This is a genomic window from Hymenobacter nivis (assembly GCF_006439025.1).
GTDB lineage: Bacteria > Bacteroidota > Bacteroidia > Cytophagales > Hymenobacteraceae > Hymenobacter > Hymenobacter nivis_A.
Map to the genome: position 1 here is coordinate 262,091 of NZ_RCYZ01000001.1, position 14,894 is coordinate 276,984.

Here is a 14,894-nt window from a genome sequence, read left to right on the forward strand (position 1 = left end):
TGCCCGCAGCAGCAACGCTTTTTTTTACAAGTATTCCTTTATCCAAATTCAGAAAACGTTAATTCCCCGAGGCCAACCCGCTGCCTGGGGGCCCCAAACGCTGCCCGCCGTCTACAACGACGACTCGCGCACGACCAGCTGCGTGGCCAGCACCACCTGGCGCGGGGGTACGGGGCCGGTGGCCTGCTCCAGAAACAGCAGCGCGGCCGTGCGTCCCATCTCAAACGTGGGGTGCATCACCGACGTGAGCATGGGCTCAACCACCGTGGCGTGGTATTCGTCGGTGAAGCCCACCAGGGCCACGTCGGCTGGAATACGCCGGCCCTGGCGCTTAATCTCCTTCATGGCGGCGAAGGCGGTGGTGTCGTTCACGCCGAAGATGGCATCGGGGGGCTGCGGCAGGGCCAGCAGCCGCTGGGTGGCGGCGGTGGCGCTGTCGGCGCTCAGGTCGGAAAGCTCGAGCAGCTGCGCGTCGAAGAGCAGGCCCGCGGCGGCCAGGCCCTCGCGGTAGCCCAGCACCCGCTCCTGGCTAATGTTGAGTGCCGGCGGGCCGGCAATGTGCGCGATGCGCCGCCGCCCCTGCGCCGCGAAGTGCCGGGTGATGCCGCAGGCCGCCGCTTGGTTGTCGACCACCACGGTGGGCACCTCGGCGGGGCGGCACACGCGGTCGAAGAACACGAGCGGGATGTCGGCGGCCAGCAGGGGGTCGAAGTGGGCGTAGGTGCTTGTTTCCTGAGACAAACACATGATAATGCCCTCCACGCGCAGCTGGAGCAGGTTGGCTAAGCACTCCTGCTCCTTCTCAAAACTCTCGTAGCTGCACCGGATAACGATGTAATAGCCCCGCTCAATGGCCACGCTCTCGATGCCGCTGATGATGGAGGCAAAGAAGTGGGTAACCAGCGCCGGCACAATGACGCCGATGATGCGGGTGGCGTTTTTGAGCAGGCCTATGGCCAGCGGGTTGGGGCTGTAGTGCAGCTCCCGGGCCAGCTGCTGCGCCCGCTGCGTGAGCTCGGGGCTAATGTCGGGGTGGTTGCGCAGGGCGCGCGAAACGGTTGATATGGAAACGTTTAGCACCTGGGCCAGCGTCTTTAGCGAAACGGGGCGCTTGCTCATAGCTTCGTGCTTTCTGTGGCTTGGTACTTTTTCGAGGTCATGGTTTGATAATAGTACAGGCTGGGCGGCACAAGTAGGCTGGGCACTGGGCGCCGCGCCGCCGCCCGGCCTCCCCCACGCTGCTACGAAACCGGCGAAGTGGCCAGCGGCGGGTATTTTTTCTTCGCAAACCTTTGCGCAAAGGTTTGCGAAGAAAAGGGGATAATTAGTTGATAACCGTTGATTTTACCGGCTTAGCTTTGGCTACTACAGCCCTTGGCGGGGCCAATTAAGTTGCCTGTCTTCTTCCTTCTCCCACCCACCCCATGCACTACCGCCAAGTTGGCCGCACCGGCCTGCACGTATCGCCCCTGAGCCTGGGGGCCTCGGCCCTGGGGGGGGTATTTGAAGACATTGACCCCGCGCAGGGCATTCGCACGGTGCACGAGGCAGTGGCGCAGGGCGTCAATTTCATTGATGTGGCACCGTACTACGGCTTCACCAAGGCCGAGGCCGTGCTGGGCCAGGCCCTGCGCACCCTGCCCCGGCAGCAGTACCTGCTCTCGACCAAGGTGGGCCGCTACGGCCACAACGGCGTGAAAGCCTGGGACTACAGCGCCGCGCGCGTCACCCAGAGCCTGCACGAAAGCCTGGCCCGCCTGCACACCGACTACCTCGACCTGCTGAGCGTGCACGACGTGGAGTTTGCCGACCCCGACCAGGTGATTCACGAAACCATCCCGGCCCTGCTGGCGCTGAAGGCGGCGGGCAAGGTGCGCTACGTGGGCATCACGGGCCTGCCGCTGGCCAAGCTGCACCACATCCTTGACCGGGTGCCGGCCGGCACCCTCGACACGGTGCTTTCCTTCTGCCACTACTGCCTGACCGATGACTCGCTGGCCGACCACGTGGCCTACTTTGAGGAGCGCGGCGTGGGCATTGTGAACGCCGCCCCGCTGGCCATGGGCCTGCTCTCGGCCCAGGGGCCCCCGGCCTGGCACCCGGCCTCGGCGGCGCTCCGGCACCATGCCCGGCAGGCGGCGGCATTTTGCGCCAGCCAGGGCTATGCTATTGAGCAACTGGCCATTCAATTTGCAGTGAGCCACCCGGGGCTGGCCACTACGCTGGTGAGCGCCGCCTGCCCCCGCCTGATGCGGCAAAACATCGAATGGGCACAAACGCCCCCCGACCCCGCCCTGCTGCGCGAGGTGCGCGCCCTGCTACACCCCGTGCTGGGCGAAACCTGGGACAATTCCTGAGGGGGATTTAAAAACTAAAAAAGAGGGATTGAAAAGGACACAGGCCCTGAATAAACTTTTAATTCCTCACTTTTAATTTTTAATTCCTACTTCCCCTACCCCCTCCCCACCCAATGGCCCCTGCCGAAGAAGCCCGCCCTGCCCCCTTGTTTAAGCGCTACTGCAAGACGCTGCGCCTGCAAGCCGATGCCAACCTGCTGGCCGCCTACCGCCGCCTGCACGCGCCCGGCGCGGCTTGGCCCGAAATCGCCCAGGGCATGCGCGAAGTGGGCATCCTGAACATGGAAATATACCTGGCAGGCAGCCAAGCCTTTATGATCATGGACACCGTGCCCGGTTTCGACCACGACCAGGCCATGCAGGCGCTGGCCGCCAAGCCCCGCCAGGCCGAGTGGGAGGCCCTGGTGGCCCCCTACCAGCACACCACCCCCGACGCCACGGCCGCCGAAAAATGGCAGCTTCTCGAGCGCATCTACCAGCTCGGCGCCTAGCCCCGGGGCCGCGTTAGGGCCCCCGGGGGCCCTGGCCCGCCGCCTTCCCCTGCCTGCTTTCTTCCGCTTTTTTCCCACACGCCCTTGACTGCTGCCCGCTCCACCACGTTTGCCGTTGGCCTGATCACCTGCCTGTTCTTCCTCTGGGGCTTTGCCCTGAACCTGAACCCGATCCTGATTCCGCACCTCAAGAAGGCCTGCCAGCTCACCGATGGCCAGTCGGCGCTCATCGATTCGGCCTCCTACCTGGCCTACTTCCTGCTGGCCCTGCCGGCCGGGCAGTTCATGAAACGCTTTGGCTACAAGGGCGGTATGCTGCTGGGCCTGGGCTTGTTCGCCCTCGGGGCCCTGCTGTTTTACCCTGCCGCCGCGCTGCGCTCCTACCCCTTTTTCCTGGGGGCCCTGTTCGTCATTGCTTCCGGCCTCACCTTCCTCGAAACGGCGGCCAACCCCTACATCACCGGCCTGGGCAGCCCCGAAGGCGCCACCCAGCGCCTGAACTTTGCGCAGTCGTTCAACGGCCTGGCCGCCACGCTGGCCCCGCTGCTGGGCGGCGTCTTCATCTTATCGGGCAACAGCCCGAGCCCCGCCGCACTGGCCGCGCTCGCGCCCGCCGCGCGCACCGCCTACCTCGACCACGAGGCGGTGGCCGTGCAGGGCCCCTACCTGCTCATCGGCGGCTTCGTGCTGCTCATTGCGCTGCTGCTGTGGCGCACGCCCCTGCCCGCCCTGGCCGAGGAAACGACTGACACGGTGGCCGAGGGCGGCTTGTGGCAGCAAAAAAACCTGATGTTTGGCGTGCTGGCGCAGTTTTTCTACGTGGGGGCCCAGGTGTGCGTGAGCAGCTTCTTCATCCGCTTTGCCGGCAGCGTGGCGGGCTTCGAGGAGAAGCAGGCCGCCCAGTACCTGGCCGTGGCCTTGTTTGGGTTCATGGCCGGGCGCTTTTTGGGCACGGTGCTCATGCGCTACGTGCCGGCGGCGCGGCTGCTGGCCCTCTACAGCGTGCTGAATGTGGGCTTGCTCGTCCTGGCTACTACGCTGCACGGCACGGGCGCGGTGTACGCGCTGCTGGGGGTCGAGTTTTTCATGTCCATCATGTTCCCCACCATCTTTTCGCTGGGCATCCGGGGGTTGGGGGCGCGCACCAAGGATGGTTCGGCGCTGCTGGTGATGGCCATTGCGGGCGGGGCCGTGCTGCCGGTGGTGATGGGCCACGTGTCGGACGCCAGCACCATCCAAACGGCCTACCTGGTGCCCGCGCTCTGCTTTTTGGTGGTGCTGGGCTTTGCGTTGCGCAACAGCTCGGTGAAGCACCTCACCCTTTCCACCGCCCACTAGCCGCCCTATCCCCCTCATGAGAATTGACGCGCACCAGCACTTCTGGCAGTACAACGCCCAGCGCGATGCCTGGATAACGCCCGACATGGCGGCCATTCGGCGCGATTTTGGGCCCGACGACCTGGGGCCCCTGCTGGCCCAGCACGGCTTTGGGGGTTGCGTGGCGGTGCAGGCCAGCCAGAGCGAGGCCGAAACCGACTGGCTGCTGACGCTGGCGGCCGCGCACCCGTTCATTAAAGGCGTGGTGGGCTGGGTGGATTTGCAGGCCCCCGACGTGGCCGAGCGGCTGGCTTATTACCAGCAGTTTGGCAAGCTGAAAGGCTTCCGCCACGTGCTGCAGGGCGAGGCCGACCGGGCCCTGATGCTGACGCCCGCCTTCCGGCGCGGCCTAACGGCGCTGGGGCCCCTGGGCTTCACCTACGACCTACTCATCTTGCCCGACCAGCTGCGCTACGCCGGCCAGCTGGCGGCCGCTTTTCCGCAGCAGCGCTTCGTGCTCGACCACCTGGCCAAGCCGCCCATCAAAGCACAGGAAATCGACGCCTGGGCCCGCGACGTGCGGGCGCTGGCCGCCCACGGCAACGTGTGGTGCAAGGCATCGGGCCTCCTGACCGAGGCCGACTGGCACGCCTGGCAGCCCCAGGATTTCCGGCCCTACCTCGACGTGGTGTTCGAAGCCTTCGGGACCGGGCGGGTGCTGTTTGGCTCCGACTGGCCGGTGTGCAACGTGGCCGGCGGCTACGCGGCGGCCGTGGGCGTGGCCCAGGGCTACGTGGCCGCGCTTTCGGCCAGCGAGCAGGCCGGGTTCTGGGGCGGCAACGCGGCCAGCTTCTATTCTATTGACAGTTAAAACCTCGCTTATGAAAACCCTCGTTTGCCTCGCCCCCGGTACCCTCGCCTATGAAGACCGGCCGGCCCCCGCGCCCCGGCCCGGCGAGGCGCTGCTGCGCATCCGGCGGGTGGGCGTGTGCGGCACCGACTTGCACGCCTTTGAGGGCACGCAACCGTTTTTCAGCTACCCCCGCGTGCTGGGCCACGAGCTGGCCGGCGAGCTCGTGGACACGGGCGGCGCGGCGGGCTTCGCGGTGGGCGAAGCCATTACGTTCATCCCCTACCTGCACTGCGGGCACTGCGTGGCCTGCCGCGCGGGCAAGCCCAACTGCTGCGTGCACATGCAGGTGTGCGGCGTGCACGTGGACGGCGGCCTAGCCGAGCTGCTGGCCGTGCCGGCCACCGCGCTGGTGGCCGGCCAGGGCCTGGGCTACGACGAGCTGGCCCTGGTGGAGCCGCTGGCCATTGGGGCGCACGGCGTGCGCCGGGCGGGCGTGCAGCCCGGCGAGTGGGTGCTGGTGGTGGGCGCGGGCCCCATTGGGCTGGGCATCATGGAGTTTGCCCGCATTGCGGGGGGGCGGGTTATCGCCCTCGATGTGAACGAGCAGCGGCTGGCTTTTTGCCGCGAACGGCTGGGCGTGGCCCACACCATCAACGGGCGCACTACGGACGTGGCCGCCGCGCTGGCTGCCCTCACCGGCGGCGACATGCCCACGGTGGTCATCGACGCCACGGGCAGCCTGGGAGCTATCAACCAGGGCTTTGCCTACCTGGCCCACGGCGGGCGCTACGTGCTGGTCGGCCTGCAAAAGGGCGATATCAGCTTTGCGCATCCCGAGTTTCACAAGCGCGAGGCCACGCTCATGAGCAGCCGCAACGCCACCCGTGCGGACTTCGAGCAGGTAGTTGGGGCCCTAAAATCCGGGCAGGTGCAGCCCACCACCTACATCACGCACCGGGTGGCCTTCGGGCAGGTGGCCGAGGAGTTTGCGGGCTGGCTCGACCCTGCCAATGGGGTCATCAAGGCCATGATTGAGCTGCCCTAGCACGTGGCGCGGGCGGCCAGGGCGCAAGCGCCCGGGCCCTGCCTCCTCCTTTTTTCCCTTCCCTGCTGACGATGAATAGAAGAAAGCTGCTCAAGAACATGGCCCTGGCCGCCCCCGCCGCCTGGCTGCCCAGCGTGGTGGCGGGCCTGAACTGGAGCCCCCTGGCCCCGGCCGCGCCAGCCGCCCCGGCCGCCGGCAAGTTTTTGCCTACCTGGGATTCCTTGGCCCAGTACCAGACGCCCGAGTGGTTTCGGGATGCCAAGTTTGGCCTGTGGGCGCACTGGGGGCCCCAATGCGAGCCCGAGCGCGGCGACTGGTACGCCCGCGGCATGTACGAGGAGGGCTCCGACCAGTACAAGTTTCACGTCGAGAAGTACGGGCACCCCTCCAAGTTTGGCTTCAAGGACGTGATAAACGTGTGGAAGGCCGAGCAGTGGAACCCCGAGGAGCTGCTGGCGCTGTACAAGAAAGCGGGCGCCAAATACTTCGTGTGCTTGGCCAACCACCACGACAACCTCGACCTCTACAACAGCACCTACCAGCCCTGGAACTCGACCCGCGTGGGGCCCAAAAAAGACCTGGTGGGCGGCTGGGCCAAGGCGGCCAAAAAGCAGGGCCTGCGCTTTGGGGTGAGCGTGCACGCCGCCCACGCCTGGCGCTGGCTGGAAACGGCCCAGCGCGCCGACAAGATGGGGCCCCTGGCCGGCGTGCCCTACGACGGCAAAGTGACCACCGCCGACGGCCAGGGCCTGTGGTGGCAGGGCTACGACCCCCAGGCCCTGTACGCCCAAAACCACCCCCTGAGTGAAAATAGCCTCGACAACGGCTCGGTGCACCGGCAGTGGAACTGGGGCAACGGCGTGACCCCGCCCAGCAAGGAATACTGCGAGAAGTTCTACAACCGCACCATCGAGCTGCTGGATAAATACGAGCCCGACCTGGTGTATTTTGACGATACGGCCCTGCCGCTGTGGCCCGTGAACGACGCCGGCCTGCGCATTGCGGCCCACATGTACAACACCAGCGCCCAGCGCCACGGGGGCGGTAATGAGGCCGTTATCTTCGGCAAAATCCTGACTCCCGAGCAGCGCAAGTGCATGGTCTGGGACATTGAGCGCGGCCAAAGCAACGAGATTGAGCCCCTGCCCTGGCAAACCGATACCTGCCTGGGCCAGTGGCACTACGACCGCCGCATCTACGACCGCCACGGCTACAAGAGCGCCCAAACCGTGATTCATACCCTGGTGGACGTGGTGAGCAAAAACGGCAACCTGCTGCTAAGCGTGCCCGTGCGCGGCAACGGCAGCATCGACGACCAGGAGCGCGCCATCGTGGAGGACATTGCCGCCTGGATGCAGGCCAACGGCGAAAGCATCTACGGCACCCGGCCCTGGAAAATATTTGGCGAAGGCCCGGCCCAGGAAGGTGCAGCCGCCCTCAGCGCCCAGGGCTTCAACGAGGGCAAAGGCAAGCCGTTCGGGGCCGAGGATATTCGGTACGTCACGAAGGGCAAAACCTTGTTTGCTACGGCCTTGGGCTGGCCCACGAGCGGGCGCCTGCTGCTCAAGTCGCTGGCCGTGGGCGGGCCGCACTACGCCGGCAAAGTCAAGCAAGTAGAGCTGCTGGGCGCGCCGGGCAAGCTCAAGTTCGAACACACCAAAGACGGGCTGGCCGTGGTGCTGCCCGCGCAAAAGCCCAACGCCATTGCCTACGCGCTGAAGATTGTGCCGGCGTAGCGGGGCCCCAAAATTTGGGGGCGACTAGCCATTTACATTAACTTGCCGGCCTAACCAGCTGGCTTGCCGTGCACTGCTTTCGAGCAGTTCGCGGCGAGCGGGCCTCACACTCTTACGCTTGCCCATGATTCACAATCGATTGTGTACTTTTTTTGCGGCGCTGCGGCGCTGCGGCGCGGCCGGCCTGCTCGTGCTTGGGCTGGCCACAACAGCCGCCGCCGGGCCGCCTACCCCCCCGGCCAAGCCCAGCGCCTACCTTTTTACCTACTTCACCGGCAACGACAAGAAGGAAGAGGCCATTCGCTTCGCCCTCAGCCCCGACGGCTACCACTATACGGCCCTCAATAGCGACCGGCCCGTCATTAATTCGGCCGCCATCAGCGAGACGGGTGGCGTGCGCGACCCGCACATTTTGCGCGGGGCCGATGGCAAAACCTTTTACATGGTAGCGACGGACATGGTGTCGGCCAAGGGCTGGAGCTCGAACCGGGGCATGGTGCTACTGAAGTCCACCGACCTGATTAACTGGACGCACAGCGCCATTAATTTTCAGAAGCGTTACACCAAGCAAGACGACTTGAAGCGCGTGTGGGCCCCGCAAACCATCTACGATGCCAAGGCTGGTAAGTACATGGTTTACTTATCCTTGCAGTATGGCTCGGAGCCCGATAAAATCTATTATGCTTACGCCAATAAGGATTTTACCGACCTGGAAGGCGAGCCCAAGCAGCTGTTTTTTAGCCCCAACAACGGCTCGTGCATCGACGGCGACATTGTGGCCAAGGATGGCAAGTTTTACCTGTTCTTCAAGACCGAAGGCAATGGCAACGGCATCAAAATCGCCGTTTCGGACAAGCTCACCAGCGGCTACGTGCAGCGCGCTAACTACGTGCAGCAAACCACCGACCCGGTGGAGGGCGCGGGCACGTTTAAGCTCAATGATTCAGAGGATTACATCTTGATGTACGACCGCTACACCAGCGGCAAGTACCAGTTCACCCGCACCCGCGACCTGCAAAACTTCACGGTGGTAGACCAGGATATCAGCATGAATTTTCACCCGCGGCACGGCACCGTGCTGCCCATCACGGCTGCTGAAGCCAGCCGGCTGGCCCAGCGCTGGATGGTGCCGTCCGACGTGCTGCTGACCGCCCAAAACCCGGCTATCCGCAAGCTGAATACCGTGGTGGACAGCGCGGCCGGCAAGGTCGCCTTTTTGGCCTTGCCCGGTACCAAGCTGAATGCGTTCGACCTTCAACTTGGTAGCTCCGCGCTGCCGGTGTCGCCCAGCGGCCCGCAGAATTTTGCCAAAGGCCCCGTGACCTACACGGTAGGGCAAGGGGCGGCCAAGCGCACCTACCAAGTGAGCGTGACCGAAACCCACAACCCCGCGCTGACCGGCTACTACGCCGACCCGGATATCCTGTATTCGCAGAAAAACGGCAAGTTTTACCTCTACCCCACGAGCGATGGGTTTGATGGCTGGTCGGGCACGTATTTCAAGACGTTCTCGTCGCCCGATTTGGTGAACTGGAAGGACGAGGGCGTGATTCTGGACCTGCCGAAGGATGTGAGTTGGTCGAAGAAAAACGCCTGGGCGCCGACCATTATCGAGCAAAAAACGCCCACTGGCTACAAGTACGCCTACTATTTCTGCGCGGGCGCCAAGATTGGCGTGGCGCTGGCCGACAGCCCCACCGGCCCGTTCAAAGACTCGGGCCAGCCCTTGCTCGACAAGCTGCCCGAGGGCGTGAAAGGCGGCCAGCAGATTGACCCCGCCGCCTTCCGCGACCCCAAAACCGGCAAATTTTACCTCTACTGGGGCAACGGCTACATGGCCGGCGCGGAGCTGAATGACGACCTGACGAGCCTGAAACCCGGCACTACGCAGGTGATGACGCCCGATAACACCTTCCGCGAGGGGGCCTATGCCTTTTACCGCAATGGCAAATACTACTTTATGTGGAGCGAGGACGACACCGGCAGCCCCAACTACCAGGTGCGCTACGGCACCTCCGACACGCCGCTGGGCAAGATTACGGTGCCCGCCAATAACTCGGTTATCGCCAAAAACCCGGCGTTGGGCATCTACGGCACCGGCCATAACTCGGTCATTCAGGTGCCGGGGCGCGACGAGTGGTATATCGTGTACCACCGCTTCACCTACCCGAAGGGCATTACCATGAATGGCCCTGGCTACCACCGCGAGGTGTGCATTGACAAGCTGGAGTTTAACGCCGACGGCAGCATCAAGCCGGTGAAGCCGACGCACGCCGGTATTCAGCCGGTGCGGGTGAAGTAGCGGCCGGGCCGGGGGCCCTAACTTGACCACGGCCGGCCCCGGCAGGCGCACGTAGCCGGCCCGCGTGGGCAGCGCGCATACCGGGCGTGGGGCCTGTGCCCCGCCGGGCCCCACAAAGCCGCACAGGTTAAAAAAGAAGAGCGCCGGGCGGTGTAGCCCGGCGCTCTTCTTTTTTAACCTGTGCGGGGAGCCCGCCCCATCTGCGCCGCACTAAGCTGGAGCCTGGCTTGCCAAGCGGCCCACGCTTGCCGCGGGTGGGGGAGCCAAACCGCCGGGCAAGCGGGTTGCGCGGCGCGGAAGGGCGCGGGGGCTCCAACTCGCTTTTTGTGCAATGCGATGATGAAAGTGAACTATTGCCACTGTTGAGGCTTGCGTAGAAACCCATGCTGGCCTAAGTTTGCGAAGCACAGCAGCTTGGCTGCCCACGCGGCGGCGGTGCACCCGGGGCCCCCAATGCTGCGCAACGCCCCCCGCCAGGGCCAACCCCGCAGCAGCCCCGGCAATGCCTTTCCGGCACATTTCTCCTTGGGCCGCTGGCTTGGCGCACCAGCCGTTGCGGCCCGCAGGCTTTTCCTTGATTGTCAACAGCAGATGCCTTCCACCGAAGAAACCGAGTTGCTTTGGCAGCAATTTAAGCGCGGCGACTGGGAGGCCTACACGAAGCTGTACAACCAAAACATCAAGCTGCTGACCAACTACGGCCACAAGTTCACCCGCGACCGGACCCTGATTGAGGACACCGCGCAAGACTTGTTCATCAAGCTGTGGGCCAGCCGGGCCAGCCTCGGCACGCCCCTGTCGGTCAAAAACTACCTCTACAAAGCCTTGCGCAGCATCCTGTTCCGCAAGCTGGAAGCCCGCGCCCGCCTGAGCGGCCGCCTATACAACTATAAGAACAAAACCGTGACCCGCGCCCGCTTCGCCTACCGCCCCTACCGCGGCCGGGTCGAAACCCTGTACGCCGACCCATGGCAATACTCGGCCTAGGTGCCGGTGGGTGCCGGTGGGCGCCGACGGCCGCTTCGGCGCGCCTGTGAAAACGCCCATCGGTACCTTCGAATACAAGGCGGTGGCCGAGCAAAGCGGCATCGCCGTGGAAGGCGACACCAAGCTGGTTAATCGAGGAGGCCCATTTTGCAACAACAGCTGAAAACAAGATTCCCGCTCCGAACCGCGCTGTGCCTGGTGCTACTGAGCCTGGGCCTGGGGAGGGGGGGTAGAGCCCTGGGGGCCCCACTGCCGATTATTCCGCAGCCGGTGCAAGTGCGGGTGGGCGGCGCACCGTTTGTGCTCACGCGCCGCACAATGGTGCACACCGGGCCGGGCCTGGCGCCGGAAGCGGCGGCGCGGTTCCGGGAGTACGTGCGCCGCGTGGGCCACCTGGCGCTGGGGGCGCCGGCGGATGGGCCGGGCAGGCCGGTGGGCGCTGGCATCTACCTGCGGCTCGACCCGCGGGCGGTGCCCCAGGCCGAGGGCTACCGCTTGGTGGTGGGGCCCCAGCGCATTACCCTGACGGGGCACGACGCGGCAGGCGTTTTCTATGGCTTGCAGACGATGAGCCAGCTGCTGCCGGCGGGCACGGGCCGGGCGCTGCGCGTGCCGGGCTGCGTGGTGGACGACTACCCGCGCTTTGCCTACCGCGGCATGCACCTCGACGTGAGCCGCCATATGTTTCCGCTGCCGGTGCTGAAAAAGTGGGTGGATGTGCTGGCGTTGTACAAAATCAACACCCTGCACTGGCACCTCACCGATGACCAGGGCTGGCGCATTGAAATCAAGCGCTACCCTCGCCTGCAAACCGTGGCGGCCTACCGCAGCGAAACGCTTATTGGCCACAAAAAGGAGCTGCCGCACCGCTTCGACGGGCAGCGCTACGGCGGCTACTACACCCAGGCCGAGGCACGCGAGCTGGTGCGCTACGCGGCGGCGCGCCACATCACGGTCATCCCCGAAATTGAAATGCCGGGGCACGCGCTGGCGGCACTCGCGGCCTACCCGGCGCTGGGCTGCACCGGGGGCCCCTACCAGGCAGCCACGTTTTGGGGCGTGTTTGACGACGTGTACTGCGCGGGCAATGAGGACACGTTTGCCTTTCTGGAAGGGGTGCTGGACGAGGTGGCGGCTATTTTTCCGTCGCGCTACCTGCACATTGGCGGCGACGAGTGCCTCAAGGGGCGCTGGCAGGCCTGCCCCAAGTGCCAGGCCCGGATGCGGGCCGAGCACCTGCCCGACGAGCACGCTTTGCAGAGCTACTTCATCCGGCGCATCAGCCAGCATTTGGCCACCAAAAACCGCCGCATCATTGGCTGGGACGAGATACTGGAGGGCGGCCTCACGCCGGGCACCACCGTGATGAGCTGGACCGGCGAGCAGGGCGGCGTGACGGCGGCCCGCCTGGGCCACCCCGTCATCATGACGCCCGAGAGGTACGTGTACCTCGACTACTACCAGTCGCTGCGGCCCACCGACTCGCTGGCGGCCGGCGGCTACCTGCCGCTCAGCAAAATCTACGGCTATGAGCCCGTGCCGGCCGGCCTCACCGCCGCCCAGGCCGGCTACGTGCGCGGCGTGCAGGCCAACGTGTGGACGGAATACATGCCTACCCCCGCCAAGGCCGAATACATGATGTTCCCGCGCCTGCTGGCGCTGGCCGAAATGGCCTGGTCGCCCCGAGCGGCGCGCAACTACCCCGCTTTTCTGGCGCGGACGCGGTCCCACGACCGGCATCTGCGCGCCCTGGGCGTGGCCGCCAACCGCACCTTTGACCAGCTCACCGACACGCTGCGCACGGGCCCCGGCGGCCTGCCCCTGCTGGAGCTGCGCACCAGCGCCGCGGTGGGCGAAATTCACTATACCACCGACGGCCAGGCCCCTACCCCCCTTAGCCCGCGCTACGTGGGACCCCTGGCCGTGGCGCGCAGCGGCGTGGTGCGGGCGGGCCTGTTTGTGGGCGCGGCGCGGGTGCAACCGCTTTATGCGAAGGAGTTTAACATCAACCTGGCTACTGGCAAGCCCGTGGTGCTGGCCCACCCGCCGGCCGGCAGCTACGCGCCCAGCCCGGCCGTGCTCACCAACGGCGTGGCCGGCAGCCCCCGCTACAACGACGGGCAGTGGGTGGGCTTCAGCGGCACCGACCTCGACGCGACCTTCGACCTGGGGGCCCCGCAGCGCATTACCGCCTTGGGTACCAACGTGCTCAATTACCACTGGCAGAAGATGTGGGCCCCGCGGGAGCTGGTCTTCGCGGTGTCACTGGATGGAGTGAACTACCAGGACGTGTACCGCCAAACCGATTTTCCAATCAATGGCATCAACCCGGTGCGGGCCACCGTGGCGCCGGTGCAGGCCCGCTATGTGCGGGTGCGCGGCGTGAGCCAGGGCCTTATTCCGGCCGGGGAGTATGGGGCGGGCGGCAAGGCCTGGCTGCTGCTGGATGAGCTACTCGTAAACTGATTTTGCCGTGACCCTCACCCTCGTTTTGCTGTGCATTGCCGGCCTCGTCGTGTTGATTTCCGTTTGTAAAATCAACGCCTTTGCGGCCTTTCTCCTTACGGCGTTTGCGGCCGGGGCCCTGCTGGGGATGCCCCTGGCCCAGATACCCAAGTCGGTAGAAAAGGGCCTGGGCGACACGCTGGACTCGCTGGCGCTGGTGCTGTGCCTGGGCGCGGTGCTGGGCAAGCTACTGGCCGAAAGCGGGGCCGCCCAGGTGCTGGCCGGGGCCCTGATGCGCGCCTTTGGGGTGCGCCACATCCAGTGGGCGCTGGTGGTCACGGGGTTTGTGGTGGGCATTCCGCTCTACTACGGGGTGGGGTTTGTGCTGCTGGTGCCGCTCATTTTTTCCATTGCCCAGCGCTATAAGTTGTCGGCCATCTACATCGGGTTGCCCATGCTGGCGGCCCTCTCGGTCACGCACGGGTTTTTGCCACCGCACCCGTCGCCGGCGGCGCTGGCGGTGCAGTTTCACGCCAACATGGGCCTGACGCTGCTCTACGGGCTGGCCGTGGCCGTGCCCACCATTGTGGTGGCCGGGCCCCTGTTTGCCCGCACCCTGAAGGGGCTGGCCGCCCGGCCGCTCGAAGCCTTTGCCGGGGCCCCTACCCCTGGTCCCGCGGCCCAGGTGCCCGGCACGGCCAACAGCTTTTTCACGGCCCTGCTGCCCGTGCTGCTGCTGGCAGTGGCCGCCGCCTACCCCTTCGTGGCGGGCGGGCGGCTGCCCGGCCAGGCCGTGGTGGCGCTGGTGGGGCAGCCCTCGGTGTCCATGCTGCTGGCGGTGGCCTACGCCACCTACGCGGTGGGGCTGCGCCTGGGCAAAACCATGCCGCAGCTCATGGCCCTGTTTGCCGAGGCGGTGAAGGACATTGCCATGATTTTGCTGATAATCGGGGCCTCCGGGGCCCTGAAGCAGGTGCTCACCGACAGCGGGGCCAGCGCCGAGGTGGCCGGGCTGCTCTAGCACGTGGCCCTGCCGCCGCTGCTGCTCGGCTGGCTTATGGCGGCCGTGCTGCAGGCCTGCGTGGGCTCGGCCACGGTGGCGGGCCTCACCACGGCGGGCCTGGTGGGGCCCCTGCTGCTGCACACGCCCACCAACCCCAACCTGATGGTGCTGGCCGTGGGCGCGGGCAGCCTCAGGTTTTCGCACGTCAACGACGCCGGCTTTTGGATGTTCAAAGAATACTTTAGCCTCAGCGTGAAAGACACCCTGCGCTCGTGGCCCGTGATGGAAGCCCTGGTGGGCCTCATGGGCCTGGGCGGCGTACTACTTCTCAATCAATTGCTTACCTACTAATTTTCTC

10 protein-coding genes and 1 pseudogene are annotated in these 14,894 nt (G+C 65.6%); 10 read left to right on the forward strand and 1 reads right to left on the reverse strand.

What is annotated here, in order from left to right:
• Nucleotides 1-111: 111 nt before the first annotated feature.
• Nucleotides 112-1,119, reverse strand: coding sequence for a LacI family DNA-binding transcriptional regulator (locus EAH73_RS00900; RefSeq protein ID WP_140464424.1), 1,008 nt, complete (start codon nucleotides 1,117-1,119; stop codon nucleotides 112-114).
• A 305-nt stretch (nucleotides 1,120-1,424) separates the two neighbouring features.
• Between EAH73_RS00900 and EAH73_RS00905 the strand changes: the two genes are divergently transcribed.
• The 10 genes and pseudogenes from EAH73_RS00905 (at nucleotide 1,425) to EAH73_RS00950 (ending at nucleotide 14,887) form a co-directional block, all read left to right on the forward strand.
• Nucleotides 1,425-2,357: an aldo/keto reductase gene (locus EAH73_RS00905; RefSeq protein WP_140464425.1), complete on the forward strand. Its 933-nt coding sequence runs from the start codon at nucleotides 1,425-1,427 to the stop codon at nucleotides 2,355-2,357.
• A gap of 113 nt (nucleotides 2,358-2,470) precedes the next feature.
• Complete coding sequence (locus EAH73_RS00910; RefSeq protein ID WP_140464426.1) at nucleotides 2,471-2,848, forward strand: L-rhamnose mutarotase; 378 nt, start codon at nucleotides 2,471-2,473, stop codon at nucleotides 2,846-2,848.
• A gap of 84 nt (nucleotides 2,849-2,932) precedes the next feature.
• Nucleotides 2,933-4,186: an L-fucose:H+ symporter permease gene (gene fucP, locus EAH73_RS00915; RefSeq protein WP_140464427.1), complete on the forward strand. Its 1,254-nt coding sequence runs from the start codon at nucleotides 2,933-2,935 to the stop codon at nucleotides 4,184-4,186.
• Nucleotides 4,187-4,202: 16 nt separating this feature from the next.
• The gene (locus EAH73_RS00920) at nucleotides 4,203-5,036 is read left to right on the forward strand and encodes an amidohydrolase family protein (protein WP_140464428.1); all 834 of its coding nucleotides are present in this window, start codon (nucleotides 4,203-4,205) and stop codon (nucleotides 5,034-5,036) included.
• A gap of 10 nt (nucleotides 5,037-5,046) precedes the next feature.
• Nucleotides 5,047-6,063, forward strand: a complete 1,017-nt coding sequence (locus EAH73_RS00925; RefSeq protein WP_140464429.1) for a zinc-binding alcohol dehydrogenase family protein — start codon at nucleotides 5,047-5,049, stop codon at nucleotides 6,061-6,063.
• A 71-nt stretch (nucleotides 6,064-6,134) separates the two neighbouring features.
• On the forward strand, nucleotides 6,135-7,799 hold the full coding sequence (locus tag EAH73_RS00930; RefSeq protein ID WP_140464430.1) for an alpha-L-fucosidase: 1,665 nt from the start codon (nucleotides 6,135-6,137) through the stop codon (nucleotides 7,797-7,799).
• A gap of 124 nt (nucleotides 7,800-7,923) precedes the next feature.
• The gene (locus tag EAH73_RS00935) at nucleotides 7,924-10,101 is read left to right on the forward strand and encodes a family 43 glycosylhydrolase (RefSeq protein ID WP_140464431.1); all 2,178 of its coding nucleotides are present in this window, start codon (nucleotides 7,924-7,926) and stop codon (nucleotides 10,099-10,101) included.
• 591 nt (nucleotides 10,102-10,692) lie between these two features.
• On the forward strand, nucleotides 10,693-11,088 hold the full coding sequence (locus EAH73_RS00940; RefSeq protein ID WP_140464432.1) for an RNA polymerase sigma factor: 396 nt from the start codon (nucleotides 10,693-10,695) through the stop codon (nucleotides 11,086-11,088).
• Between the two features lie 198 nt (nucleotides 11,089-11,286).
• A complete protein-coding gene (locus EAH73_RS00945) occupies nucleotides 11,287-13,554 on the forward strand; it encodes a family 20 glycosylhydrolase (RefSeq protein ID WP_140464433.1) in 2,268 nt (755 codons plus the stop codon).
• Between the two features lie 7 nt (nucleotides 13,555-13,561).
• Nucleotides 13,562-14,887, forward strand: a pseudogene (locus EAH73_RS00950) (gluconate:H+ symporter).
• Nucleotides 14,888-14,894 lie beyond the last annotated feature (7 nt).

Bases quoted from the DNA above. Each gene is read 5' to 3' on its own strand.
- EAH73_RS00900 (WP_140464424.1), bottom strand. From the start codon at position 1,119: ATGAGCAAGCGCCCCGTTTCGCTAAAGACGCTGGCCCAGGTGCTAAAC.
- EAH73_RS00905 (WP_140464425.1), top strand. From the start codon at position 1,425: ATGCACTACCGCCAAGTTGGCCGCACCGGCCTGCACGTATCGCCCCTG.
- EAH73_RS00910 (WP_140464426.1), top strand. From the start codon at position 2,471: ATGGCCCCTGCCGAAGAAGCCCGCCCTGCCCCCTTGTTTAAGCGCTAC.
- EAH73_RS00920 (WP_140464428.1), top strand. From the start codon at position 4,203: ATGAGAATTGACGCGCACCAGCACTTCTGGCAGTACAACGCCCAGCGC.
- EAH73_RS00925 (WP_140464429.1), top strand. From the start codon at position 5,047: ATGAAAACCCTCGTTTGCCTCGCCCCCGGTACCCTCGCCTATGAAGAC.
- EAH73_RS00930 (WP_140464430.1), top strand. From the start codon at position 6,135: ATGAATAGAAGAAAGCTGCTCAAGAACATGGCCCTGGCCGCCCCCGCC.
- EAH73_RS00935 (WP_140464431.1), top strand. From the start codon at position 7,924: ATGATTCACAATCGATTGTGTACTTTTTTTGCGGCGCTGCGGCGCTGC.
- EAH73_RS00940 (WP_140464432.1), top strand. From the start codon at position 10,693: ATGCCTTCCACCGAAGAAACCGAGTTGCTTTGGCAGCAATTTAAGCGC.